The following is a 24282-nucleotide window of genomic DNA, read 5'->3' as shown; positions in this document are numbered from 1 at the left end:
GGTGGGTGCGGCCGGGGCGGAGGAGGGGGGCTGTCGGGGCTGTTCCGCCGATCGGCTGTAGCGGGTGCGGTGGTGCCGCCGGCGTGCTCCGTTGCGCGGCTACGGCAAGGTCGGGCAGGGCTGCGCGGTTCGCCTTGCCGTAGCCGGGTGTTTTAGTTTGCGTCGCCGCGTTCGCAGACGACATAGATGCTTGAACACAGATCGGATACGGCGCGAACGTCTTGAGCATGTATTCACATGCATCAGATAGTCGAAATCGTCGGCATAGCGGTGCTCGGGGTGGTCCTTCGCTTCCGCGTTGTAGTCTCTGTTCACCATGTCAGTCTTGTCCACGTTGGTAAAAGCGCTGCTCAACAGGCAGATAGAATTCTTCGAAGGAAGCGGGTGTTCGCGCGTTGAAGCCGATCGCTTGCCGAAGATAGTCGCTGCAGCCGGCTGCGTTGGCATAACCGTATAGCCGTGGGTAATCGAGTTGTTGTTTGAAGAACGCGCACGTGAAGGTCAACGTCAAGGCTCGTCTGGGGGGCGTCGTCCGATTCGTACCCGCGGCGTGCCAGACTCTGGAGTCGAACAGCAGCACGCCACCGCGTTTCCCGGTGATTCGATCCGCCCGTTCCAGGAGCACATCGTCGGCCGGCTTCTCCGGCAGATGCTGCGAAGCGGACGAGATGTAGGTTGCCCCATTCTCGACGGTGAAGTCGTCCAGCATCACGAGCGAATTCAACATGAAGCGCTTTGCTGTCGAGTGGAAGCGAATGTCGCGATGGACGTGATGGGCGTAGGTCGACAGGTCGGTATCGTTGATGAATCCGCCGTACGAGTTCAGGATGTACGGGCTGCCGAAAAACGCTCTGAGTAGTGGGTCGAGCTTTGCGAAATGCGCGAGCAGTTCGATGTAGCACGGCGCATCGACGAGCACATGGTGCGCGGTTCTTCCATGACGCCATTGCGTATGCGGATGGCGTCGCGTGCCTCGAGCGAGGGGACGAGTGCCGCGTTGAGCGTACCCACCAGGACCTGATCGACGACGTCGGGGACAAGCGTCCAACCCCGGGTTTCCATTTCGGTCTGATGGCGAGGGGCGAGCAGGCTCATGGATGATTTCAAGGCTGTGGAACGCGTTCGACGGCCTGGTCCCGATGCGTGGCGGAGAGCGGCGGCGAAGGCCCTTCCATCCCAGGCGGAGAGTGGCATCTGATCGGATTATCCCGGCGAGCGTCGGGTTCCAAAGCAGGGATATGAGGCGTACTTTGCGCAATGGGCGGGCTTTGCCGGCATGTAGGGCGCATGGGGCCGTGTTGCGGGCCATCGGCGATGGCGACCCGGAGGGGGCTGGAAAATGAAAAAGCCCGGTCAGCTTTCGATGACCGGGCTTTGAAATGCTTGGTGGGGCGTGAGTGACTCGAACACTCGACCTACGGATTAAGAGTCCGCTGCTCTACCAACTGAGCTAACGCCCCAACAGAAGAAAGATTATGCACGTGTTTCTTTCGCTTGGCTAGAGTTTTCTTCAAATCCCTGCAAAAAGTTTCGTCGCCTCCGCCGGTAACGCCCGGCAAGACGCGCCCGCAAAAGCACAAGTCGCACTTCACGGCCTCCCGGTATGATGTCGCCCACACCCGCTGCGCGGCGGTCGCGCGGCCCTCACGGGGTTTCATGATGGACGAACAGGCTGTCCGCGATCTGCTCGATCGACTTCTCGCGCCTTGGGTGCGCTCCCTGTCCCTGGCGCCGGTCGCGGTGTCCGAGGAAAGCGTCACTTTACGTTTGCCGTTCTCCGGCGAGCTGCGCCACTCCGGCGGCGTGATCTGCGGGCAGGTGTTCATGGCCGCCGCCGATACCGCGATGGTCGTCGCGATCTCCGCCGCGCTCGGCGAATTCCGTCCGATGACCACCGTGTCCTTGAACACCCATTTCATGCGCGCGGTGCGCAAGGGCGACGTGCTCATCACCGCGCGGGTGCTGCGCATGGGCCGCAATCTCGTGTTCGGTGAGGTCGAGCTGTTCGACGAGGACGGCAAGATGGCCGTCCATGCGACCACCACCTACGCGCTCGTCAACTGAGGAAGAGGAAGGCTGTCCCGATGTTCGATCAGGTCGTATTCGCAGGCGGCGGCAATCGCTGCTGGTGGCAGGCGGGGTTCTGGAATGTCGTGCAGCCGGCGCTCGACGTGCGCCCGCGCGTGATCACCGGCATCTCGGCGGGCGCCGCGACCGCCTGCATGCTCTATACGCGCGATGCGCAATGGGTGATGCGCTATTACGCGGACGTGCTCCGGCACAACCGCAAGAACGTGTACTGGGGCAATCTGCTGCGGTCGGAGTCGGTCTTTCCGCATTACCGCATCTATCGCCAGGCTTTGCTCGACATCTACGGCGAACCGTTCGCGCAGCTCGCCGCCGCGCCGGAGATCCGGGTCGGCGTGTCGCACGTGCCGCGCTGGCTCGGCGCGCGCAGCGCGGTCGCGGCCGGGCTGATCGCGTACAACATCGAAAAATACGTGCGCAAGACGCTGCATCCGACGCTCGGCCGCACCCTCGGCTTTCGTCCCGAATTCGTGCGCGCCCAGTCCTGCACACGGGTCGAGGATCTGGCGGACCTGATCCTGCAGTCGTCATGCACGCCGCCGTTCACGCCCGTGCTGCGCCGCCAGGGTCGGCCCGTGCTCGACGGCGGGATGGTCGACAACGTGCCGGTCGGGGCGCTCGACGCAACCCCGGGGCAGGTGCTGGTGCTCGTCACGCGCCGCTATCCGCGGCCGCAGATGTTTACCGTCGCGCACGGCGAGCAGCAACGCCTGTATGTGCAGCCGTCGAGCAAGGTGCCGATCTCCAGCTGGGACTATACGAACCCGTCGCAGATGCCGCACGCCTACGACCTGGGGCGGCGTGATGGTGAGCACTTCCTCACCTCGGAGCCCGTGCTGCGCGCGGCGGAGCGCGCGCACGGATAGGCGCCGCTGGCGGGCGGGCTCAGCGCCGCGCGCGTCCCTGGTTGAGCGCTTCCGGATTCGCGACGCTCGACAGGTCGCCGCCGTCGAATGCGAGGATGTTCCGGAACGCGCCGCTGAAATACAGCTCGTAGCTCTCGCGCTCCACGTAGCCGATATGCGGCGTACAGATCACGTTCTCCATGCGCAGCAGGTTGTAGCCCTGCAGGATCGGCTCGCTCTCGTACACGTCGATCGCGACCATCCCCGGCCGGTTGTGCGACAGCGCGTTCACCAGCGCGTTTTCATCGAGGAGTTCGGCGCGGCTCGTGTTGACCAGCAGCGAGGTCGGCTTCATCCGCAGCAGGTCCTCCTGCTTGACGATGCCGCGCGTGTCGTCGTGCAGGCGCAGGTGCAGCGTCAGGATGTCCGCCTGCTCGAAGAACGCCTCGCGGCTTTCCGCGGTGGCGTGGCCGTCGGCGCGCGCCGCGTCGAGCGAGTGCTCGCGGCCCCACACCAGCACGTTCATCCCGAACGCCTTGCCGTAGCCGGCCACCATCCGGCCGATCTTGCCGTAGCCCCAGATCGCGAGGGTCTGCCCGCGCAGCACCTGGCCGAGGCCGAAGTTGGGCGGCATCGCCGAGGTCTTGAGGCCGGACTGCTGCCACGCGCCCTGCTTGAGGTTCGCGACGTACTGCGGGATGCGGCGCTGCGCGGCCATGATGAGCGCCCAGGTCAGCTCGGCCGGCGCGACCGGAGAACCGGTGCCCTCTAGCACCGCGATGCCGCGCTCGGTACAGGCGGCCAGGTCGATGTGGCTGGAAATGCGGCCGGTCTGGCTGATCATGCGCAGGTTCGGCAGCTTGCCGAGCAGCTGCGACGTGATGTGCGTGCGCTCGCGAATCAGCACGAGCGCCTCGACCTCCGCGAGCCGGCTCGCGAGCTGACCCAGGCCGCGCACCGTGTTGTTGAAGATCTTGACCTCATGGTCGGCGAGCATCTCGAAGCAGTTGAGCTTGCGGACGGCGTCCTGGTAGTCGTCAAGGATGGCAATTTTCATGGCGTAGCGTTCGCGATTCGCGCGGTTGAGCGGTGTACGGCGGGCGCCAGGCGCGCCCGGGCCCGGCTTGGGGGCCGTAATGATCCTATGACGGCAGGGTGTCAGGTGTATCTCTTTTTAACAGCTTGTTACGCCCGCTCGCAAGCGGGGGCGTCCCCGCGTTCGTCCCGCCGCGCCCGCGCGTTCGCGCCTTCCGGCCGATCCGCGGCACCCCGCCCCTGTTTCTCATTCCGTGAGCCCGCTGGTGGAGCTGCGCCGTTTTGTTTTTGAAAACAGAACAATCGCGCCTCGTCTTTGCGGGAAGCGAGCATATTTAACCGTTTTTATCGGGATGACCCCGGGTTTGGGGCAACTCTGCATGTTTTTCGCTGTCGTAGGAGAATTACTCATTTGCTTCATATTTTTGAAGCAGTAACCGGTCACAGTGGCAGGAGTTGTTTATGGATCATTTGCAGTCGATGCGAGTGTTCGTCAAGGTTGCGGATCTCGGCAGTTTCGCGCGAGCCGCCAGCGCAATGGATATCTCGAACGCGGTCGCCACCCGTCACGTCGCCGACCTCGAAGGCCGGCTCGGCACGCGTCTTCTCAATCGCACCACCCGCAGCCTCTCGCTGACCGAGTCCGGTCAGGTCTATCTGGAGCGCGCCCGGCAGATTCTCGACGAGCTGGAAGACGTCGAGCAGATGGTGGTCGCCCGCAACCACGAGCCGGTCGGCACGCTGCGCATCGTCGCGCCCGTGGTGTTCGGGCTCCATAACCTCGCCCCCGTGCTGCAAACCTATACGCAGCGCTATCCAAAGGTCATTCCCGACCTGACGCTCGTCGATCGTCAGGTCGATCTCGTCGAGGAAGGCTTCGACGTCGGCATCGTGATCGCGCGCCAGATGCGCAGCGCGAGTATTGTCACGCGTCGCTTGACAACCGGCTGCATGACCGTCTGCGCGACGCCGGGCTATCTGGAAAAGCACGGCATCCCGACCCATCCCGAGCACCTGATGGAGCATCCGTGCCTGAGCCTGCCGTCGGAGTACTGGGGCGACGAGCGGGTGTTCACCGGCGCGGAAGGGGAAGTGCGGGTGCGGCCGTCGAACGTGATCATCGCGAACAACACCGAGATGCTGCGCCAGTTCGCGCTGCTCGGCATGGGCATCGCGATCCTGCCGAGCTACCTGATCGGCGGCGATACCGCGCGCGGCCGGCTGGTGCGCCTGCTCGGCGACTATCGGCTGCCGCAGGTGGAGATCAATGTCGCCTACCCGAGCCGGCGTCACCTGCCCGCCAAGGTGCGCACCTTCATCGATCACCTGGTCGAGTACTTCAGCCAGTCGCCGGACACGATGATGGGCGAGCAATGGGCCGCGCAGGGCGGCGTCGCCGCGCCGGCGGAATCGTTCGCGGCCGAAGGGCTGGTCGAGGGCGCGGGCGCCGATCCGGCGCTGTCGCCGCGCATGCCCAAGGCGGCGGCGCGCACCCGCGCGGCCGCGCCGTCGCCGTTGTGACGGCTTGTCGGCGGCGCCTGCGGCGCGCCGCCGGCCGATAAAAAAAGCGCGGACCCGAGGTCCGCGCTTTTTTGTTGGGCGTGGCCGCTTGCGCGGTCAGGACCCGGTCTTGCGGGTCGGCGTCTTGCGCGCGGCGGTCTTGCGGGCCGGCGCGGCCTTCGCGGCGACCTTGGCCACCTTCGCCACCTTCGCCGGCGCGGCCTCCTCGGTGTCGTCCGTCGCCTTTGCGGTGGCCTTGGCGGGCGCCTTCTTCGCGGCCGCGGCCTTCGGTTCCTTCTTCTCGAACTCGAAGCCGATCTTGCCGTCCGGCTGCTTCACCAGGAAGGCCTTGAAGTTGCGCCCGGTGCGCGACGACTTGAAGTTCGGCAGCAGGTCGGTGCGGCCTTCCGACAGCAGCTTCGCCATCTGCTCGCGCGCGATCTCCTGCTGCAGGATCACCTTGCCCGAGCGGAAGTCGCAGGTCTTCGGGTTCGCGACCGAATGCTCGCAGACGAAGCTCATGCCGTGTTCGAACACGCGGCCGCTGCACTTCGGGCATGCGCCGACCGGCTCCTGCGCGGAGAAGTCCGGCGCCTCGCCGTCCTCGCCGCCCTGGTCCTGGCCGAAATCGAACTCGAGCTTGTAGTTCTTGATCTCGTCGTCGAACGACAGCTTCAGGATCGCCGAGAACGGCCGCCCCATCTTGCTGCGGAAGCCCGACAGCGGGCCGATTTCCTTCTTCTGCAGCAATTCCTCGACTTCGGGAATCTCGAACTGGCGGCTGCCCGGAATCTTCGAGATCGAGAACTCGCACTTCGTGCAGGCGAAGCGGCGGTAATTCTCCTTCACCTGGCCGCCGCAGTTCGGGCACGGCGTCTCGAGCGTCGCGTAGTCGCCCGGGATCGTGTCGGAATCGTATTCCTTCGCGCGCTTGACGATGGTTTGCGTCATCCGCGCGATTTCCTGCATGAACGCGTCACGCTGCAGGTTGCCGCGCTCCATCTGCGACAGCTTGTATTCCCATTCGCCCGTCAGCTCCGGCGCGGTCAGTTCCTTCACGCCAAGGCCGCGCAGCAGCGTCATCAGCTGGAAGGCCTTCGCGGTCGGGATCAGCTCGCGCCCTTCACGCAGCAGGTACTTCTCGCCGAGCAGGCCTTCGATGATGGCCGCGCGCGTCGCCGGCGTGCCGAGCCCCTTGGCCGCCATCGCCTCGCGCAGCTCGTCGTCTTCGACCAGCTTGCCCGCGCCTTCCATCGCCGAGAGCAGCGTCGCTTCCGAGTAGCGCGCCGGCGGCTTGGTCGCCAGCGCGTGCGCGGCGATCTTGTCGGTCTTGACCTTCTCGTTCTTCTGCACCGGCACGAGGTTCGCATCGGCGCCCTCGGCGTCGCGGCCGTACACCTGCAGCCAACCCGGCTCCACGAGCACCTTGCCCTCGGTCTTGAAGTGATGGCCCGCGACCTCGGTGATGCGGGTCGTCACCCGGGATTCGGCCGCCGGGAAGAACACCGCGAGGAAACGTTTGACCACCAGGTCGTAGAGCTTCTGCTCCGGCTCCGACAGCGATTTCGGCGCCTGCAGGGTCGGGATGATGGCGAAGTGGTCGCTGATCTTCGAGTTGTCGAAGATCCGCTTGTTCGGCTTCACCCAGCCCTTGTCGAGCACCTGCTTCGCATACGGCAGGTAGTTGTTGCTCTCCTTGAGCATCTCGAGCGTGCTCGCCACCGTGCTGAGGTAGTCCTCGGGCAGCGCGCGCGCGTCGGTACGCGGGTAGGTCAGCACCTTGTGCTTCTCGTACAGCGCCTGCGCGAGGCCGAGTGTGTTCTTCGCCGAGAACCCGAAGCGGCTGTTCGCCTCGCGCTGCAGGCTCGTCAGGTCGTACAGCAGCGGCGACAGCTGGGTCGACGGCTTCGATTCCTCGGTGACGGTGCCCAGCTGGTCGCGGCAGGCCGCGACGATCGTCTCGGCGGCCGGCACGCTCCAGAGCCGCGAGTCGCGCCGCTCCGGATCGAACTCGTCCTTCTTGAACTTGGGGTCGAACCAGCGGCCCTCGTAGAAGCCGCCCGCGCAGACGAATTCCGCGCGCACTTCCCAGTAGTCGCGCGACACGAAGCGGCGGATTTTCTCCTCGCGTTCGACGACGATCGACAGGGTGGGGGTCTGCACGCGGCCGACCGTGGTCAGGAAGAACCCGCCGCCCTTGCTGTTGAACGCGGTCATCGCGCGGGTGCCGTTGATGCCGACGAGCCAGTCGGCTTCCGAGCGGCACCGCGCGGCGTCGGCGAGCGGCTGCATGTCCGTGTCGCTGCGCAGGTGCGCGAAGCCGTCGCGGATCGCGGCCGGGGTCATCGACTGAAGCCACAGGCGCTGGACCGGCTGCTTGGCCTTCGCGTGCTGCGCGATCAGGCGGAAGATCAGCTCGCCCTCGCGCCCCGCGTCGCAGGCGTTGATCAGGCGCTCGACGTCCTTGCGCTTCATCAGCTTGGTCAGGACCTTGAGGCGCGATTCGCTCTTGGCGATCGGGTTCAGGTCGAAATGCGGCGGGATCACGGGCAGGTGCGCGAAGCTCCACTTGCCGCGCTTGACCTCGTACTCCTCGGGCGCGGCGATCTCCAGCAGGTGACCGACGGCCGACGACAGGACGTACTCGTCGCTTTCGTAGTATTCGTCATGCTTCGTAAAGCCGCCCAAAGCGCGCGCGATGTCGTTCGCGACAGAAGGCTTTTCCGCAATGATGAGTGCTTTGGACATGACTAATGTGTATTGGTAGACCGGACAGGCCGGTTAACGGCCCTTTTACGACGGCTTTATAGCACATGGCGCGGAATCGGCTGCCGCCATGTATGAAAAGCGGGTCATCATAAGTGGGGGCCGGGGCGGCGGCAAGCGTGACGGGACCCGGCGATGTAAACCCGGAGCAAATACCGGCGGCAGGTGGCAGGCCTGCCGGGCCGCCCGCGCCTCAGGCCGGCGCGTCGAGCAGGTTGCGCAGCTTCGGCGCGTGCGGCACGCCCGGCACCGCGCTCAGGTCGCTCAGCATCCGTTCGACGATCGCCGCGTGAGGCAGCACGGTGCCGAAAAAGCGCACGGCGTGGTCGTCCTCGATCAGGACCGTCGGGAAGTTTTCGACGTCGAGATCGTCGAGCTGGTCGGCGTGGGTCTCGATATCGATCCAGGCGAAGCAGAGCTCGGGGTGCGCGTCGGCGAGCTGGTCGAACGTGGTCCGGTAGTCGCGGCAGGTGCCGCACCAATCGGCGCAGAGGCACACGACCAGCAGCGTCGCGGGATTCCGGAGGCGCTTGGCGATCCGATCGGCGTCGGTGTCGAGATTCAGCGCGGGCATTGCGGTTCCTTGCATGATGAATGGAAGGCGGAAGCGCCTATTCGCGAAAATTTAGCACGCCGGGCCCGCCGCCGGTTTGCGCGGTGTCCGGCGCCGCGACGACGCGGACCAGCCGGCCGCCGGGCAATCGTGCGATCTGGCCCGATAACTCCAGTTCGAGCAGGAGGCGCGGCAGCCGGTCCGGCGCGACGCCGCAGCGCGCGGCCAGCAGGTCGGGCGGCAGCGGGGCGTGGCCGAGCGCGGCGAGCACGGCGCCTGCCTCGCCCGCGGGTGCGGCGGCTGCGGGGCCGGGCTCCCGCGCGGCCGGCAGGCCGAATTCCTCGAGAATGTCGTCGACGGTTTCGACGAGCTTCGCGCCGTCGCGCAGCAGCGCATGGCAGCCGCGCGACTGCGGCGCGTGGATTGAGCCGGGCACGGCGAATACGTCCCGGCCCAGTTCGTTCGCGAGGCGCGCGGTGATCAGCGAACCCGAGCGCGGCGCGGCCTCGACCACCAGCACGCCGTCCGCGAGCGCGGCGATCAGCCGGTTGCGCTGCGGGAAGTGCGCGGCGCGCGCCGGCGTGCCCAGCGGCCATTCGGAGACGAGTGCGCCGCGCACGGCGATCTCGCGCGCGAGCGCGTGGTGCCGGGCCGGGTAGACGAGATCGGCGCCGGTGCCGACCACCGCGAGCGTGCCGCCCGCGCCGGCGAGGCCGCCCTGGTGGGCGGCGCCGTCGATGCCGCGCGCGAGGCCGGACACGACCGCGAGGCCCGCGTCCGACAGCGCGCGGGCGAAGCGCTCGGCGTCGATCAGCCCTTGCGGGGTGGCGGCGCGACTGCCGACGATCGCGATGCCGCGCGCGGCCAGCAGTGCGACGCGGCCTCTTACATATAGCAGCGGCGGCGGATCGTAGAGCGTGGCGAGCCGCGGCGGGTAGGCCGGGTTGCCCCAGGTGACGAGCGCGTGGCCCGGCTGCGCCAGCCAGTCGAGGGTGCGCGCGACCTGCCGCGCGAGGTCGGCGGGGGGCGGCGCGAGCGCGGCGCGCGCGGCCGCGTCGCCGACGAGCGGGACGAGCGCCGAGTGGGTCGAGGCGAACAGCGCGTCCGGCGTCGCGAAGGCGTCCAGCAGGCGGCGCCAGGCCGCTGCGGGCAGGCCGGGCGCCGCCGCGAGCCGCAGCCAGCCGGCGAGCGAGGCGGTGCTCAGCGGCGGCGGCGACAAGACGAACTCCTCCAGACGCACGTCCAGCGGGCCTGACGATGCCGTGGTAAAATTTTCATCATCCGAAATAAAACGACGTGCCACGCGCGACTGCCCGTGGCGGATTGCCCGGCGCGGCACAGGCCGCGCTTTCCGTGCCCATCTTCGCGACCGCGCGCGGTCCGCGCCAGTCGGCCGGATGGCCGACGAGGGCGTTTCACCCGTTTCCATCGAACCTGACACCATGGCTTTGCTGAACATCCTCCATTACCCCGACAAGCGGCTGCACAAGGTCGCCAAGCCGGTCGAGAAAGTCGACGACCGGATCCGCAAGCTCGTCGCCGACATGGCCGAGACCATGTACGCGGCGCCCGGCATCGGGCTCGCCGCGACGCAGGTCGACGTGCATGAGCGCGTGGTCGTGATCGACGTGTCCGAGGACAAGAGCGAACTGCGCGCCTTCATCAACCCGGAGCTGGTCTGGTCGAGCGACGGCCGCCAGATCTACGAGGAAGGCTGTCTGTCGGTGCCGGGTGTCTACGACGAGGTCGAGCGCGCCGAGCAGGTGCGGGTGCGCGCGCTCGACGAGCACGGCGAGACCTTCGAGCTGGACTGCGAGGGCCTGCTGGCCGTGTGCATCCAGCACGAAATGGATCACCTGCTGGGGCGCGTGTTCGTGGAATACCTGTCGCCGCTCAAGCAGAACCGCATCAAGACCAAGATGAAGAAGCTCGAACGCGCGATGTGACGCGCGGCCGTTCCTGATCGATTGCTCCATGACACATTCGTTGCGCGTCATTTTCGCCGGCACGCCGGAATTCGCCGCGGCGGCGCTGGCCGCGATCCACGAGGCCGGCTTCGCGGTTCCGCTCGTGCTGACCCAGCCCGACCGGCCGGCCGGCCGAGGGATGAAGCTGCAGGCCAGCGCGGTCAAGCGCTACGCGCTCGAGCACGGGCTGCCGGTCGCCCAGCCGCCGTCGCTGCGCCGCACCGGCAAGTATCCGGCCGAGGCCGCCGCCGCGCTCGATATGCTGCGCGCGACGCCGCATGACGTGATGGTCGTCGCCGCCTACGGACTGCTGTTGCCGCAGGAGGTGCTCGATCTGCCGCGTCATGGCTGCATCAACATCCACGCCTCGCTGCTGCCGCGCTGGCGCGGCGCGGCGCCGATCCACCGGGCGCTCGAGGCGGGCGACGCGGAAACCGGCGTGACGCTGATGCAGATGGACGCGGGGCTCGACACCGGCGCGATGCTGAGCGAGGCGCGCACGCCGATCGCCGTGGACGACACCACGGCGACGCTGCACGACAAGCTGGCCGCGCAGGGTGCGCGCCTCATCGTCGAGGCGCTGGTCGAACTCGAGCGCAGCGGCGCGCTGGCGTCGACGCCGCAGCCGGCCGCTGGGGTGACCTATGCGGAGAAGATTGCGAAGCACGAGGCGGCGCTCGACTGGCGCGAGCCGGCTGAGGTGCTGGCGCGCCGGGTGCGCGCATTCGATCCGTTCCCCGGCGGGGCCGGCACGCTCGACGGCGCGACGCTCAAGCTGTGGGCGGCCGACGCGGCGCCCGCGCGCGGCGCGGCTGAGCCCGGCACGATCGTCGAGGCCGGGCCGGATGGCGTCGTGGTGGCGTGCGGTGCGGGCGCATTGCGCGTGACCCAGCTGCAGAAGCCGGGCGGCAAGCGGCTGCCGGTCCGCGAATTCCTCGCGGGCGCGCCGCTCGAGGCCGGCCAGCGTTTCGCTTTGCCGGAGTCGGAGCAGGCCGCGGGCTGAGCGCGGCGCGCGTTGGGTCGGCGCGATCCGTGGTGCGACGGCGAGTTGCCGCTTGACGGATATCGTTCAGTGAATGGGGGCGTGGCGGATTGCCGCCCAATGGATCGCCGCCCGATAGAGGACCGCCCGATAGGGCCGCCCGACGGATCGCCGCCCGACGGATCGCCGTCCCCGACAGACCACCGTCCGGCAACTCACCCCCATCGATCCCGGATGCGCTGCGCCGTCACGGCGCGCGTAAAATTCGCCTATTCCGATATCGCGTTTCCCTGAGGCTTCCCATGTTCGGCATCACCCATCTCGAGTTCTTCGTCGCGGCCGTGTTCCTGCTGAACATCACGCCCGGGCCGGACACGGCCTACATCGTCGGGCGCAGCGTGGCCCAGGGGCGGCGCGCGGGGCTCATGTCCGGGCTGGGGATCTCGGCCGGGTGCTGCGTGCATGTGATCGCGAGCGCATTCGGGCTGACCGCGCTGCTCGCCGCGTCGGCCACGGCGTTCACGGTGATCAAGATCGTCGGCGCGCTCTACCTGATCTACCTCGGCGTGCGGCTCATCTTGACGAAACCGGACCCGGCGGCCGCACCGGCCGACGCGACGGCGCGCGGCGCCGACAAATCCCTGCGGCAGTTGTTCGTGCAGGGTTTTCTCACCAACGTGCTGAATCCGAAGGTCGTGCTGTTCTTCGTGTCGTTCTTCCCCCAATTCGTGGCGGCCGACAGCCCCAGCAAGACGCTCGCGTTCCTCACGCTCGGCGCGGTGTTCGCGACGATGAGCACGATCTGGTGCTGCATCGTCGCGTGGGTCGCGGGGACGGTCACGGCGCGTTTCTCCGGCCAGCCGGGCGTGAAGAAATGGCTGGACCGTGGCGTCGGCGGCGCCTTCGTCGGACTCGGGCTCAAGCTCGCGGCCATGCAGCGGTGATACGGTGAGATTGAATTTTCTCGACGCGCCCCTATCTAACAAATCGCTTACAATCAAAGGTCGCCGCCGATAGTGCGCGCGGTCCCGTTCCCGCAATCCGGGCAAGGAGTAGATTATGTTCAATTGGGTCAAAACGGCGATGCTGATGGCCGCGATCACGGCCCTGTTCATCGCGATCGGCGGCATGATCGGCGGTTCGCGTGGCATGACGATCGCGTTGCTGATCGCGCTCGGCATGAATTTCTTCTCGTACTGGTTCTCCGACAAGATGGTGCTGCGCATGTACAACGCGCAGGAAGTCGACGAGGCCACCGCGCCGCAGTTCTACCGGATGGTGCGCGAGCTCGCGACCCGCGCGAACCTGCCGATGCCGCGCGTGTACCTGATCAACGAAGACGCGCCGAACGCGTTCGCGACCGGCCGCAATCCGGAGCACGCGGCCGTGGCGGCCACGACGGGCATCCTGCGCGTGCTGTCGGAGCGCGAGATGCGCGGCGTGATGGCGCACGAGCTGGCGCACGTGAAGCACCGCGACATCCTGATCTCGACGATCTCCGCGACGATGGCGGGCGCGATCTCGGCGCTCGCGAATTTCGCGATGTTCTTTGGCGGGCGCGACGAGAACGGCCGTCCGACCAACCCGATCGCGGGCATCGCGGTCGCGCTGCTCGCGCCGATCGCGGGCGCGCTGATCCAGATGGCGATCTCGCGCGCGCGCGAGTTCGAGGCGGACCGCGGCGGCGCGCAGATCTCGGGTGATCCGCAGGCGCTTGCGTCGGCGCTCGACAAGATCCATCGCTACGCGGCAGGGATCCCGTTCCCGGCTGCCGAGGCGCATCCGGCCACCGCGCAGATGATGATCATGAACCCGCTGTCGGGCGGGGGGCTGCAGAACCTGTTCTCGACCCACCCCGCGACCGAGGAGCGCATCGCGCGCCTGATGGAGATGGCGCGCACGGGCCGCTTCGACTGATCCGCCGCGCCCGCCGCATTCCCACGCGCCCCGCCGGCCTCGCGCCCGCGGGGCGCATTGCATTCGGTCTCCCGAAGGATCGCGCGCGCGGCGCGCTAGAATGTCGAGTTTCAGGCTGCGCGGGTCCGCCCGCCCTCCGCCCGCCGTCGCTACTCGTTCGATGACCCAGACTCGCCGCTCCTCCCATTCCCGTTCGTCGTCCGCGCCGGTCCGCTCGCGCACCGGTTTCCTGCCGCCGCTGCACCTGGCGCCCGATTCGCTCGGCTTCGCGCTCGACGGCGCCGCGCAGGCGGTCGCCGCCGTGCGCCGTGGTTCGGCGCTGCCGGCCGCGCTGTCCGCCGTGCAGGCGACCCTGTCCGCCGAGGCGCAGCCGGTCGCGCGCGGCGCGATCCAGGATCTCGCCTATCGCGCGATGCGCCGCCTCGGCGCGACCGACTGGCTGATCGGCCAGCTGGTCGGCAAGGCGCCGCCGGATCAGGTGCGCGCGCTGCTCGGCTGCGCGCTCGCGCTGCTGCTCGACGACGGTGAGCAGGCAGCCTATTCGTCGTTCACGGTGGTCGACCAGGCCGTGTCCGCGGTGGGCGCGCGTCGTGAATATGCGTTTGCGAAAGGGCTCGTGAACGCGGTGCTGCGCCGTTTCCTGCGCGAGCGCGATGCGTGGCGCGAGGCGCTGGACGGCAATCGCGCCGCGCGCTGGAACTACCCGGCCTGGTGGATCGACGCGGTCGAGCGCGCGTGGCCCGATGCATGGCGGCAGATCCTCGCCGCGGGCGACGTGCCCGGCCCGCTGACGCTGCGCGTGAACGCGCGGCGCGGCGCGGTCGAGGCGTATCTCGACACCTTGCGCGCGCACGGGATCGAGGCGACGCGGGCGGGGCGGCATGCGGTGCGGCTCGCGGCGCCGTTGCCGGTCGAGCGGATTCCGGGCTTCGCGGCGGGCGAGGTCTCGGTGCAGGACGCCGGCGCGCAGCTCGCGGCGGAATGGCTCGGCGCGCGCGACGGCATGCGCGTGCTCGACGCCTGCGCGGCGCCGGGCGGCAAGACGGGGCATCTCCTCGAACTGGCGGACGTCGAGGTGGTCGCGCTCGAGAGCGACGCGGCGCGCGCGGCGCGCATCGGGGAGAACCTCGCGCGGCTGTCGCTCGCGGCCGAGGTGCGGGTCGGCGACGCCGGCGCTCCGTCCGCGTGGCACGACGGTCGTCCGTTCGACCGGATCCTCGCCGACGTGCCGTGCTCGGCCTCGGGCATCGTGCGCCGCCATCCGGACATCCGCTGGCTGCGTCGGCCGGCCGACCTCGCGGCGCTCGTCGCCGAGCAGCGCCGGATCCTCGCGGCGCTGTGGCCGCTCGTGAAGCCGGGCGGCGAATTGCTCTACGTTACATGCTCGATCTTTCCCGAAGAAGGCGAGATGCAGGCGCGCTGGTTTGAAGAGGCCTATCAAGATGCGGTACGATTGGACGCGCCCGGGCAGCTGTTGCCGCGGGCCGCTCCAGGCGGGTCGCACGCCGCGCACGACACCAGCCAGCACACCGATCACGACGGATTTTTCTACGCGCGTTTCCAGAAACGGTGACGATCAAACATCTTCTTCCATTCCGGCTCGCGGCCGCGCTCGTGATGGCGCTGGCCTTGTGTCTGGCCGTCGTCGCGCGGGCCGAGCCGGTCGCCGTGCAACGCGCCTCGCTGCAGTCGGACGGCAGCGGCTGGAGCCTTGACGCCCGTTTCGACTTCGAGCTGAACGCCAATCTCGAGGATGCGGTCAACAAGGGCATCCCGCTTTATTTCACGACCGACTTCGAGCTCAGCCGCGCGCGCTGGTACTGGTTCGACGAGCAGCCGGTGTCGGTGTCGCAGACGATCCGCCTGTCGTTCCAGCCGCTCACGCGCGAGTACCGGGTGTCGACGGGCGGCCTGCAACTGGGCTTCCCGTCCCTGAAGGAGGCGCTCGCGGTGATCAAGCACGTGACCTCATGGCACGTGATCGACAAGAGCCAGGTGCGCGCCGGCGAAACCTACACGGCATCGGTGCGCATGCAGCTCGATACCGCGCTGATGCCCAAGCCGTTCCAGGTCGACGCGGTGAACAACCGCGACTGGAGCCTCGTTTCCGACTGGAAGCGCTTTACCTTCACGGTGGCCGATCGTGCTAAATAGAGTGCGCCGCGCGACCAGCGGGAAAAGCATCCTGATCCGCGTGATCGTGTCGACGGTCGCCGTCACCGCGCTGCTGCTGCTCGTGCTGCTCGCGGCCGCGAGCGCGAACACCGAATTCTTCGACCGCTACTACTCGTGGCTGTACGCGGCCAACATCATCGTCGCGATGGTGTTCCTGCTGGTCGTGCTCGGGCTCGTCGGGATGATCCTGCTGCGGCTGCGCAAGGGCAAGTTCGGCACCCGGCTGCTCGCGAAGCTCGCGATCTTCTTCACGCTCGTCGGCGTGGTGCCGGGCGGCATCATCTACATCGTGTCGTACCAGTTCGTGTCGCGCAGCATCGAATCGTGGTTCGACGTGAACGTCGAGACCGCGCTGACGGCGGGCCTCAACCTCGGCCGCGGGATGCTCGACACCTCGCTGTCCGACCTGCAGACCAAGGCGCGCCTGATGGCCGACCAGCTCGCGAGCGCCGACACCCACACCAACGGCACCACGCTCACGCTGCTGCGCCTGCGCGACCAGTTCAGCGTGCAGGACGCGACCATCGTCGAGCCCGGCCGCAACGGCCCGGGCGCCGCGCCGGACCTGCACATCGTCGCGCAGGCGTCGGGCAACTTCACCGCGCTGATCCCGGACGACATGCCGACGCCGATGATGCTGGGCCAGGCGCGCGAGCACGGCGGCTACGCGGCGATCGAGGGCGAGGTGGACGGCGATCCGCGCGCCCAGGGGTCGAAGGGCGCGCTGCGGCTGCGCGTGGTGCAGCGGATCCCCGATGCGAGCACCGCGCTGCTGCAGCCCGTCGAGCGCTTCCTGCAGCTGACCCAGCCGGTGTCGCCCACGCTCGCGCGCAACGCCGACGCGGTGCAGCGCGCGTACCGCGAATACCAGGAGAAGTCGCTCGGCCGCAGCGGCCTGCGCAAGATGTACATCGGCACGCTGACGCTCGCCCTGTTCCTCGCCACCTTCATCGCGATGATGATCGCGCTCGCGCTCGGCAACCAGCTCGCGCGGCCGCTGTTCCTGCTCGCGCAGGGCACGAAGGAAGTGGCGGAGGGCGATTACACGCCGAAGCGCGAGATCAAGACGCGCGACGAGCTGGGCTTCCTGACCCAGTCGTTCAACGCGATGACGCGGCAGCTGTCCGAGGCGCGGCTCGCGGTCGAGAAGAACCGGGTCGCGCTCGAGCATTCGAAGACCTACCTCGAAAGCATTCTCGCGAACCTGACGGCGGGTGTGTTCGTGCTCGACCGGCAGTTCCGCCTGACCACCGCGAACCGCGGCGCGGAGCGGATCTTCCGGCAGCCGTTCAATTCGCTGATCGGCACGACGCTCGACCAGATCGGCGTGGTCGCGGGGTTCGGCTCGATGGTGCGCAAGGCGTTCGCGGATCGCGAGGCGGCGGGGCAGGCGGGCGCAGAGGATCGCGGCCACTGGCAGCAGCAGTTCGCGGTGGAGGTGCCGGGCGAGAGCGATCCGCTGACGCTGCTGGTGCGGGGCACGCGCCTCGTGTCGACGCTCGCCGGGCAGGTCGAGGATCCGCAGACGGCCGGCTACGTGGTCGTGTTCGACGACATCTCCGACGTGATCTCCGCGCAGCGCTCGGTCGCGTGGGGCGAGGTCGCGCGGCGTCTCGCGCACGAGATCAAGAATCCGCTCACGCCGATCCAGCTGTCGGCGGAGCGCCTGCAGATGAAGCTCGCGGACAAGCTCGCGGCGCCCGACGCCGAGGTGCTCAAGCGCGGCGCGACGACGATCGTCAACCAGGTGGCCGCGATGAAGCGCATGGTCGACGATTTCCGCGAATACGCGCGCACGCCGCCCGTGGTGCTCGCGAACCTGCAGCTCAACGATCTGGTCAGCGAAGTATTGACGCTGTATGGCGTCGGCGAGGGCAAGAGCACAATCGTGGTCGAGCAGGGGCCGTTGCCGGTGATTCGCGGCGACGCGACCCAATTGCGGCAGGTGATTCACAACCTGCTGCAAAACGCGCAGGACGCGGTGGCGGATCTCGAGCCGCCTCGTGTGTGGCTCGAAACCAAGACAGTAGAATATGGCGATCCCGACGCCGACGGAAAGACGCGCATCGCGGTGCGTCTGACCGTCTCCGACAACGGCCCGGGTTTTCCCGCGCGCATCCTGACCCGGGCGTTCGAGCCCTACGTGACGACGAAGGCGAAGGGCACGGGGCTCGGTCTCGCGACGGTGAAGAAGATCGTCGACGAACACGGGGCGCGGATCGATCTGCGCAACCGGATGCAGGGCGAGGTCGTGGAAGGCGCGCAGGTCTCGATCCTGTTCCTGCAGATGGCGGACGACGCAACGGGCGCCGAGGGCGGAGCGCGCGGTGCGGCGGCACCCGCAAAGACAAAAGCAACTGTGCAGACAAAGGCAGCGTAAATGGCAACCATCCTGGTGGTAGATGATGAAATGGGCATCCGGGAATTGCTCTCGGAGATCCTCAGCGACGAAGGACATGTCGTGGAAGTGGCGGAGAACGCGCAGGCTGCGCGTGACTACCGGCTGCGTCAGGCGCCCGATCTCGTGCTGCTCGATATCTGGATGCCGGACACCGACGGCGTCACGCTGCTCAAGGAGTGGGCGAGCCAGGGGCAGCTCACGATGCCGGTCATCATGATGTCCGGCCACGCGACGATCGATACCGCGGTCGAGGCGACCAAGATCGGCGCGCTCGATTTCCTCGAGAAGCCGATCGCGTTGCAGAAGCTCCTGAAGTCGGTCGAGCACGGCCTCGCGCGCGGCGCGGCGCCGCTGTCGCTCAACCCGGCCGCGAAGGTGGCGACGGGGCCGGCCGCGGTGGCCTCGGCCGCCGCGCTGCCGGGTTTCGGCGACGAGAGCGGCGCGGGGGGCGCGGGCCAGACCGCGGCGATCCCGTTCGACATCCCGCTGCGCGAGGCGCGCGATGCATTCGAGCGCGCTTACTTCGAGTATCACCTCGCGCGCGAGAACGGCAGCATGACGCGGGTCGCGGAAAAGACCGGCCTGGAGCGCACGCACCTGTATCGCAAGCTCAAGCAGCTGGGCGTCGAGTTGGGCAAGAAGCCGGCCGAGGGCGCGGTTTAAAAAGTGAAGAAAAGGGCTTGAGCAGGCTGTCGTCCTTTGCTATACTCTTTTTTCTTCGTGGCCCGGTAGCTCAGTTGGTAGAGCAGCGGATTGAAAATCCGCGTGTCGTTGGTTCGATTCCGACCCAGGCCACCAGCAGTATTCAACCCCAAGAATCCGCCGATTCTTGGGGTTTTTCGTTTGTGGGACCAGGTTGCCGGCGCGCGGCCCGGACGGGGCCGGCGTGATAAAATCCTCGTCGGCTCAAAGACTTAAAGGACTTGAGGGCGCGCCACGGGCGCCGCAAGTCCTTTTTCGTTTCGGCGCGCGATGCGCGGCGCCCGACGGATCAGCGGTATAAGCGCCGGGCCGTATCCGGCCGGGGTGCGCTGCCTATACTGCAGGAGCCGGCCAGGCCGGTGCGTGCCGGCCGTCCGGCGGCAAGAGGCCGCCGCGGGCGCAGCGCGGCGCGCGCTCATCATTCACGGAGTATCACGGTGATTCGGACAGACGCTAAAGACGGCGCGCTCGTGTTGTTTTCCGGCGGTCAGGACTCGGCCACGTGCCTCGCCTGGGCGCTCGAGCGCTATCAGACCGTCGAGACGCTGGGCTTCGACTACGGACAGCGGCATCGCGTCGAGCTGGAATGCCGCGACGGCGTGCGCGACGCGCTCAAGCACCGCTTCCCGCAGTGGGCGGGCCGGCTCGGCGACGATCACATGATCGACCTGTCGGTGCTCGGCGCGATCAGCGACACGGCGATGACGCGCTCGATCGAGATCGAGACCGCCGCGAACGGGCTGCCGAACACCTTCGTGCCGGGCCGCAACCTGATGTTCATGACGATCGCGGCCGCGGTCGCCTATCGGCGCGGGCTGCGCGTGCTGGTCGGCGGGATGTGCGAGACGGATTTCTCGGGCTATCCCGACTGCCGCGACGATACGATGAAGGCGCTGCAGGTCGCGCTGAACCTCGGCATGGACACGCGCATCGTGCTGGAAACGCCGCTGATGTGGCTCGACAAGGCCGACACCTGGCGGCTCGCGGAGCAGCTGGGCGGCACGCCGCTCGTCGAGCTGATCCGGGTCGACACCCACACCTGTTATGTCGGCGAGCGCGCCGAACTGCACCACTGGGGTTTCGGCTGCGGCGAATGTCCGGCCTGCAAGCTGCGCAAGCGCGGCCACGAGGCCTATCTGAAGGGCGAACAGGTGACGGAAGCGCCGCACTGAGGCGCACGCACGAACATACGGCCGCTCGGCGGCCATCAGACGAAAGGATGCCGCGGCGTGGCCGCGGCGACGCAACATGACGTACGCGGTCAAGGAAATCTTCTACACATTGCAGGGCGAGGGCGCGAATGCCGGGCGTCCGGCCGTGTTCTGCCGGTTCGCCGGCTGCAATCTGTGGTCGGGCCGCGAGGAGGATCGCGCGGCCGCCGTCTGCCGCTTCTGCGACACCGACTTCGTCGGCACCGACGGCGAGAACGGCGGCAAGTTCAAGGACGCGGCCGAGCTGGTCGCGCGGATCGCGTCGCTGTGGCCCGTCGGCGAGGCGCACCGCTTCGTCGTCTGCACGGGCGGCGAACCGATGCTGCAGATCGATGCGCCGCTCGTCGACGCCTTGCATGCGGCGGGCTTCGAGATCGCGATCGAGACCAACGGCTCGCTGCCGGTGCTCGAATCGATCGACTGGATCTGCGTGAGCCCGAAGGCCGACGCGCCGCTCGTCGTCACCCGGGGCGACGAGCTGAAGGTGGTGGTGCCGCAGGACAACCAGCGCCTCGCCGAGTACGCGAAGCTCGATTTCTCGCACTTCCTCGTGCAGCCGATGGACGGCCCCGCGCGCGACTTCAACACGAAGCTCGCGATCGATTGGTGCAAGCGTCATCCGCAATGGCGGCTGTCGATGCAGACCCACAAGTACCTGAACATTCCCTGAGCCGCGAGCGTCATTCACCGTGCTGATTACCCGAAAACTCGAATTCGACGCGGGCCACCGCATCCCGGACCACCGCAGCCAGTGCCGCAACCTGCATGGCCATCGCTACGTGCTCGAAATCACGCTGCGCGGCGACCTGGTCGACACCGAAGGCGCGCCGGACCGCGGCATGGTCATGGATTTCGCGGACGTGAAGGCGCTCGCGATGGAGCACCTCGTCAGCAAGTGGGACCACGCGTTCCTCGTGTACGCGCGCGACGAGGTCGTGCGCTCGTTCCTCGAGCAGATGGCCGACCACAAGACGATCGTGCTTGACCGGATCCCGACCGTGGAAAACCTCGCGGCCGTCGCGTTCGACATCCTCGCGAACGTCTACGACGCGCACTACGGCGTGAACCTGCGGCTCGAACGCGTGCGGCTGTACGAAACGCCGAACTGCTGGGCCGACGTCGAGCGCGAGCCCGGCCGCTGAGCCCGCGCGGACGCCGCCGTCCGCCATTTCCCCTCCTGTTCCGGCGCGGCTGCCGCCGGATTCCCGCTCTCCCGCCGCCGTCGCGAGTATGATCAGCACGATCCGCCGCGCGGCGATGCGCCCGCGCGGCGGAGCCGCGTCGCCGGCCGTCGGCGGGCGACGCTACCGTGTCTGGGTTCGCCATGCCCCGGGAGACCGTCGATGAGCACCCTCACCAACGCGCTGAAGGCGCGCCTCGCCGAAGGCGACGAGCCCTTGTTCGGCCTGTGGCTGTCGCTCGGGAGCGAGGCCGCGACCGAAGCGCTCGCCCATGCCGGCTTCGACTGGCTGTGCATCGACATGGAGCACGCGCCGAACGACGCGCGCGACGTCGCCGCGCAACTGCGCGCGCTGGCCGCCGCGCATTTGCCGAGCGAGCCCGTCGTGCGGGTGCCGGCGCGCGAGCCGTGGCTCGTCAAGCAGGCGCTCGACGCGGGCGCCCGCACGCTGATGTTCCCCAACATCGAGACGCAGGACGAGGCGCGCCACGCGGTGCGGCTGACCCGCTATCCGTCGCCCGAGGCGCCCGACGGCCTGCGCGGCGTGGCCGGCATCGTGCGGGCGGCCGCCTACGGGATGCGGCGCGACTACCTGCAAGGCGCGAACGCGCAGATCGCCACGATCGTGCAGATCGAATCGGCGCGTGCGCTCGACGAGGTCGAGCGGATCGCCGCGACGCCGGGCGTCGACTGCCTGTTCATCGGCCCGGCGGACCTCGCGGCGAGCCTCGGGCACCTGGGCGACGGCAGGCATCCGAGCGTCGAGGCCGCGCTCGCGCGGGTGCTCGCGGCGGGGCGCCAGGCGGGCGTGCCGGTCGGGATCTTCGCGGCCGACAGCGCGCAGGCGCGCCAGTATCGCGACGCGGGGTTCCGGGTGATCGCGCTGTCGGCCGACGTGGCGTGGCTGCTGCGCGCGACGCGGCAGGCCCTGCAGGAGGCGCGCTCATGAAGCCCGCGGACCGCCGGGCGGCATGGTGCGGCGCGGCCGTGCTCGCCATCGCGAGCGCGGGGGCGGCCGCGCAGGCCTCGCATCCGCATGCGCAGCCCGATCCCGGGCGCGAGACGGCGTCGGCGATCGCCGACTACAACGCCGGCGACTATCGCGCCGCGCTGGTGCAGTTCCGCGACGCGGCCGAGCGCGGCGACCGGCTCGCCGAATTCAACTACGCGATGATGATGATCACGGGCGAGGGGGTGACGGCGAACGTGCCCGAGGGCTTGCGCTGGCTGCGTCAGGCGGCCGATGCGGGCATGTCGCATGCGCAGTACGTGTACGGGACGATGTTCGACGACGGGCAGTTCGTCGCGCGCGACCCGGCGCAGGCGCACCACTGGTTTCTGAAGGCCGCGCAGCAGGGCCACGTGCAGGCGGAACTCGCGCTCGCGAACCAGTTCCTCGACGGGCGCGGCACACCGCGCGACAACCGGCAGGCGTTCGTCTGGTACAAGCAGGCGGCGGACGCGGGCGACCCGACCGCGCAATACGTGACCGCATCGTTCTACGAGCGCGGCGGCGACGGGGTCACGCCGAACCTGAACATCGCACGCGCCTACTATGCGGCGGCCGCGGCACAGGGCGACGAGGCCGCCGGGCTCAAGTTCAAGGAGCTGAGCGCGGCGCTGCGCGCGCCGCCGGCCGCGGGCGGGTCGGCCGCGCGGCCGCAGTGAGCGGGGGCCGGCGCGGGACGCCGGCCGTGAGGCCGCTCAGCTTTTCATCAGGCGCTTTTGCCGGCCGACGCTCATGATGAGGCCGACCGCGATGCCGAGCGTGGTGAGCGCGGTGCCGCCGTAGCTCATGAACGGCAGCGGCACGCCGACCACCGGCAGCACGCCGCTGACCATCCCGATGTTGACGAACGCATAGACGAAGAACGCGAGGGTGAGCGAGCCCGCGAGCAGGCGCCCGAACAGCGTCGCGCCCTGCGCGGCGATGAACAGCCCGCGCGCGATCAGCGCCATGTACAGCACGAGCAGCGTGAGCCCGCCCGCCAGGCCGAACTCCTCGGAGAACACCGCGAAGATGAAATCGGTGTGCTTTTCCGGAATGAACTCGAGGTGCGCCTGCGTGCCCTTCAGGTAACCCTTGCCGAGCGCGCCGCCCGAGCCGATCGCGATCACCGCCTGGATCGTGTGGAAGCCCTTGCCGAGCGGATCGGAGGTCGGGTCGAGCAGGGTGCAGACACGGTGCTTCTGGTAATCGTGCATGAGCGGCCAGACCACCTCCGGCTGGCAGATCCGCTCCTCGAACACGGCGATCGAGCCCACCGCGATCACGCCGGCGACGAGCACCGGCACGATCAGCTTGAACGACAGGCCCGCGAGATAGATCACGAACAGGCCGGCCGCGAACACCAGGAGGCCGGTGCCGAGGTCGGGCTGCTTCGCGATCAGGCCGACCGGCACGAGCAGGATCCCGAACGCGACCACGAAGTCGTACCAGCGCAGGCTGCCCTCGCGGCGCTGGTAGTACCAGGCGAGCATCAGCGGGGTGGCGATCTTGAGGATCTCGGACGGCTGGATCACGACGCCGACGTTCAGCCAGCGCTTCGCGCCCTTCTTGGTCATCCCGAACAGCGCCACCGCGACCAGCAGCGCGACGCCGAAGGTATAGAGCGGCACCGCGAAGCGCATCAGCGTCGACGGCGGGATATTGGCGATCACCCACATCAGCACGAACGTCAGCAGGATGTTGCGCAGCTGATCCTCCACGCGGCCGGGCATGTCGATGCTCGCGCTGTAGAGCGTCACGATACCGACGCACAGCAGCAGGAACACGATCAGGGCGAGCGGGCGGTCGAAGCCCGCGAACATCTGCTTGACCTTGTCGAGCCAGGCGCGCTTGTCGAATTGCATGCCTTTCTCCGTTAATCGTCGGCGCCGGCGCGGGCCGGCTGGTCGGGGGCGCTGCGCGGGTCGTCGCGCGGCGCGACCGCGACGGGCGCGGCCTCGCTGGCGGGCGC

At 68.3% G+C, this 24282-nt stretch carries 22 protein-coding genes and 2 tRNA genes; 17 read left to right on the top strand and 7 right to left on the bottom strand.

Going from position 1 to position 24282, the window contains the following annotated elements:
- Window positions 1-319: 319 nt before the first annotated feature.
- Both AC1RQF_RS27120 and AC1RQF_RS27115 read right to left on the bottom strand, forming a co-directional pair.
- On the bottom strand, window positions 320-919 hold the full coding sequence (locus AC1RQF_RS27120) for a phytanoyl-CoA dioxygenase family protein (RefSeq protein ID WP_273999660.1): 600 nt from the start codon (window positions 917-919) through the stop codon (window positions 320-322).
- 465 nt (window positions 920-1384) lie between these two features.
- A tRNA-Lys gene (locus AC1RQF_RS27115) sits at window positions 1385-1460 on the bottom strand.
- Window positions 1461-1659: 199 nt separating this feature from the next.
- Between AC1RQF_RS27115 and AC1RQF_RS27110 the strand changes: the two genes are divergently transcribed.
- Window positions 1660-2064 carry a PaaI family thioesterase gene (locus AC1RQF_RS27110; RefSeq protein WP_274004399.1) on the top strand — a complete coding sequence of 135 codons (405 nt, stop codon included), beginning with the start codon at window positions 1660-1662 and terminating at the stop codon, window positions 2062-2064.
- 20 nt (window positions 2065-2084) lie between these two features.
- The gene (locus tag AC1RQF_RS27105; protein WP_492873347.1) at window positions 2085-2954 is read left to right on the top strand and encodes a patatin-like phospholipase family protein; all 870 of its coding nucleotides are present in this window, start codon (window positions 2085-2087) and stop codon (window positions 2952-2954) included.
- A 19-nt stretch (window positions 2955-2973) separates the two neighbouring features.
- Here the strand turns inward: AC1RQF_RS27105 and AC1RQF_RS27100 are convergent, their stop codons facing one another.
- Window positions 2974-3990, bottom strand: coding sequence for a D-2-hydroxyacid dehydrogenase family protein (locus AC1RQF_RS27100; RefSeq protein WP_273999657.1), 1017 nt, complete (start codon window positions 3988-3990; stop codon window positions 2974-2976).
- Window positions 3991-4430: 440 nt separating this feature from the next.
- Here AC1RQF_RS27100 and AC1RQF_RS27095 point away from each other — a divergent pair, with 440 nt between their 5' ends.
- Window positions 4431-5489, top strand: a complete 1059-nt coding sequence (locus AC1RQF_RS27095) for a LysR family transcriptional regulator (protein WP_273999656.1) — start codon at window positions 4431-4433, stop codon at window positions 5487-5489.
- A 96-nt stretch (window positions 5490-5585) separates the two neighbouring features.
- Here AC1RQF_RS27095 and AC1RQF_RS27090 read toward each other — a convergent pair whose 3' ends face one another.
- From AC1RQF_RS27090 to dprA, 3 genes are all read right to left on the bottom strand, one after another.
- Entirely contained in the window at window positions 5586-8216 is a 2631-nt protein-coding gene (locus tag AC1RQF_RS27090) for a DNA topoisomerase III (protein WP_492873346.1), read from the bottom strand.
- A gap of 211 nt (window positions 8217-8427) precedes the next feature.
- Window positions 8428-8808 (bottom strand): thioredoxin family protein, encoded by a 381-nt coding sequence (locus AC1RQF_RS27085; protein ID WP_273999652.1) that lies wholly within the window; start codon window positions 8806-8808, stop codon window positions 8428-8430.
- 37 nt (window positions 8809-8845) lie between these two features.
- Entirely contained in the window at window positions 8846-10006 is a 1161-nt protein-coding gene (gene dprA / locus AC1RQF_RS27080; RefSeq protein ID WP_492873345.1) for a DNA-processing protein DprA, read from the bottom strand.
- Window positions 10007-10229: 223 nt separating this feature from the next.
- Between dprA and def the strand changes: the two genes are divergently transcribed.
- The 14 genes from def to AC1RQF_RS27010 all read left to right on the top strand — a co-directional run bounded on the left by def (window position 10230) and on the right by AC1RQF_RS27010 (window position 22990).
- On the top strand, window positions 10230-10733 hold the full coding sequence (gene def, locus AC1RQF_RS27075; protein WP_492873344.1) for a peptide deformylase: 504 nt from the start codon (window positions 10230-10232) through the stop codon (window positions 10731-10733).
- A gap of 28 nt (window positions 10734-10761) precedes the next feature.
- Window positions 10762-11757 carry a methionyl-tRNA formyltransferase gene (gene fmt, locus AC1RQF_RS27070; RefSeq protein ID WP_492873343.1) on the top strand — a complete coding sequence of 332 codons (996 nt, stop codon included), beginning with the start codon at window positions 10762-10764 and terminating at the stop codon, window positions 11755-11757.
- A 281-nt stretch (window positions 11758-12038) separates the two neighbouring features.
- Window positions 12039-12680, top strand: coding sequence for a LysE family translocator (locus tag AC1RQF_RS27065; RefSeq protein WP_273999647.1), 642 nt, complete (start codon window positions 12039-12041; stop codon window positions 12678-12680).
- A 115-nt stretch (window positions 12681-12795) separates the two neighbouring features.
- Window positions 12796-13653 carry a zinc metalloprotease HtpX gene (gene htpX / locus AC1RQF_RS27060; RefSeq protein WP_492873342.1) on the top strand — a complete coding sequence of 286 codons (858 nt, stop codon included), beginning with the start codon at window positions 12796-12798 and terminating at the stop codon, window positions 13651-13653.
- Between the two features lie 160 nt (window positions 13654-13813).
- The gene (rsmB, locus tag AC1RQF_RS27055; protein ID WP_273999644.1) at window positions 13814-15226 is read left to right on the top strand and encodes a 16S rRNA (cytosine(967)-C(5))-methyltransferase RsmB; all 1413 of its coding nucleotides are present in this window, start codon (window positions 13814-13816) and stop codon (window positions 15224-15226) included.
- Entirely contained in the window at window positions 15223-15807 is a 585-nt protein-coding gene (locus AC1RQF_RS27050; RefSeq protein WP_273999642.1) for a DUF4390 domain-containing protein, read from the top strand. The genes rsmB and AC1RQF_RS27050 overlap by 4 nt, the downstream gene beginning before the upstream one ends.
- Window positions 15797-18208 (top strand): sensor histidine kinase EsaS, encoded by a 2412-nt coding sequence (esaS, locus tag AC1RQF_RS27045; protein ID WP_273999641.1) that lies wholly within the window; start codon window positions 15797-15799, stop codon window positions 18206-18208. Before AC1RQF_RS27050 ends, esaS begins: the two co-directional genes overlap by 11 nt.
- The gene (esaR, locus tag AC1RQF_RS27040; protein WP_273999640.1) at window positions 18209-18892 is read left to right on the top strand and encodes a response regulator transcription factor EsaR; all 684 of its coding nucleotides are present in this window, start codon (window positions 18209-18211) and stop codon (window positions 18890-18892) included. It begins immediately after the preceding gene.
- 59 nt (window positions 18893-18951) lie between these two features.
- Window positions 18952-19027, top strand: a tRNA-Phe gene (locus tag AC1RQF_RS27035).
- 341 nt (window positions 19028-19368) lie between these two features.
- On the top strand, window positions 19369-20103 hold the full coding sequence (gene queC, locus AC1RQF_RS27030) for a 7-cyano-7-deazaguanine synthase QueC (protein ID WP_492873341.1): 735 nt from the start codon (window positions 19369-19371) through the stop codon (window positions 20101-20103).
- A gap of 76 nt (window positions 20104-20179) precedes the next feature.
- The gene (queE, locus tag AC1RQF_RS27025) at window positions 20180-20812 is read left to right on the top strand and encodes a 7-carboxy-7-deazaguanine synthase (protein ID WP_273999637.1); all 633 of its coding nucleotides are present in this window, start codon (window positions 20180-20182) and stop codon (window positions 20810-20812) included.
- Between the two features lie 19 nt (window positions 20813-20831).
- Window positions 20832-21284: a 6-carboxytetrahydropterin synthase QueD gene (queD, locus tag AC1RQF_RS27020; protein WP_252983596.1), complete on the top strand. Its 453-nt coding sequence runs from the start codon at window positions 20832-20834 to the stop codon at window positions 21282-21284.
- A 201-nt stretch (window positions 21285-21485) separates the two neighbouring features.
- Window positions 21486-22271, top strand: coding sequence for an HpcH/HpaI aldolase family protein (locus AC1RQF_RS27015; protein WP_273999636.1), 786 nt, complete (start codon window positions 21486-21488; stop codon window positions 22269-22271).
- A complete protein-coding gene (locus AC1RQF_RS27010; RefSeq protein ID WP_492873340.1) occupies window positions 22268-22990 on the top strand; it encodes a tetratricopeptide repeat protein in 723 nt (240 codons plus the stop codon). The genes AC1RQF_RS27015 and AC1RQF_RS27010 overlap by 4 nt, the downstream gene beginning before the upstream one ends.
- A gap of 36 nt (window positions 22991-23026) precedes the next feature.
- Here AC1RQF_RS27010 and rodA read toward each other — a convergent pair whose 3' ends face one another.
- Complete coding sequence (gene rodA / locus AC1RQF_RS27005; RefSeq protein ID WP_273999632.1) at window positions 23027-24175, bottom strand: rod shape-determining protein RodA; 1149 nt, start codon at window positions 24173-24175, stop codon at window positions 23027-23029.
- Window positions 24176-24282: the final 107 nt, after the last annotated feature.

It is taken from the genome of Burkholderia sp. GW821-FHT14F03, assembly GCF_058803765.1.
The sequence above is the reverse complement of the archived record's forward strand: the minus strand, read 5'-3'. Positions and strand labels throughout refer to the sequence as shown.

What these genes read in the sequence shown, in the direction of transcription:
- AC1RQF_RS27110 (WP_274004399.1), top strand. Translation starts at nt 1,660, where the DNA reads ATGGACGAACAGGCTGTCCGCGATCTGCTCGATCGACTTCTCGCGCCT.
- AC1RQF_RS27105 (WP_492873347.1), top strand. Translation starts at nt 2,085, where the DNA reads ATGTTCGATCAGGTCGTATTCGCAGGCGGCGGCAATCGCTGCTGGTGG.
- AC1RQF_RS27100 (WP_273999657.1), bottom strand. Translation starts at nt 3,990, where the DNA reads ATGAAAATTGCCATCCTTGACGACTACCAGGACGCCGTCCGCAAGCTC.
- AC1RQF_RS27095 (WP_273999656.1), top strand. Translation starts at nt 4,431, where the DNA reads ATGGATCATTTGCAGTCGATGCGAGTGTTCGTCAAGGTTGCGGATCTC.
- AC1RQF_RS27090 (WP_492873346.1), bottom strand. Translation starts at nt 8,216, where the DNA reads ATGTCCAAAGCACTCATCATTGCGGAAAAGCCTTCTGTCGCGAACGAC.
- AC1RQF_RS27085 (WP_273999652.1), bottom strand. Translation starts at nt 8,808, where the DNA reads ATGCCCGCGCTGAATCTCGACACCGACGCCGATCGGATCGCCAAGCGC.
- def (WP_492873344.1), top strand. Translation starts at nt 10,230, where the DNA reads ATGGCTTTGCTGAACATCCTCCATTACCCCGACAAGCGGCTGCACAAG.
- fmt (WP_492873343.1), top strand. Translation starts at nt 10,762, where the DNA reads ATGACACATTCGTTGCGCGTCATTTTCGCCGGCACGCCGGAATTCGCC.
- AC1RQF_RS27065 (WP_273999647.1), top strand. Translation starts at nt 12,039, where the DNA reads ATGTTCGGCATCACCCATCTCGAGTTCTTCGTCGCGGCCGTGTTCCTG.
- htpX (WP_492873342.1), top strand. Translation starts at nt 12,796, where the DNA reads ATGTTCAATTGGGTCAAAACGGCGATGCTGATGGCCGCGATCACGGCC.
- rsmB (WP_273999644.1), top strand. Translation starts at nt 13,814, where the DNA reads ATGACCCAGACTCGCCGCTCCTCCCATTCCCGTTCGTCGTCCGCGCCG.
- esaR (WP_273999640.1), top strand. Translation starts at nt 18,209, where the DNA reads ATGGCAACCATCCTGGTGGTAGATGATGAAATGGGCATCCGGGAATTG.
- queE (WP_273999637.1), top strand. Translation starts at nt 20,180, where the DNA reads ATGACGTACGCGGTCAAGGAAATCTTCTACACATTGCAGGGCGAGGGC.
- AC1RQF_RS27015 (WP_273999636.1), top strand. Translation starts at nt 21,486, where the DNA reads ATGAGCACCCTCACCAACGCGCTGAAGGCGCGCCTCGCCGAAGGCGAC.
- AC1RQF_RS27010 (WP_492873340.1), top strand. Translation starts at nt 22,268, where the DNA reads ATGAAGCCCGCGGACCGCCGGGCGGCATGGTGCGGCGCGGCCGTGCTC.
- rodA (WP_273999632.1), bottom strand. Translation starts at nt 24,175, where the DNA reads ATGCAATTCGACAAGCGCGCCTGGCTCGACAAGGTCAAGCAGATGTTC.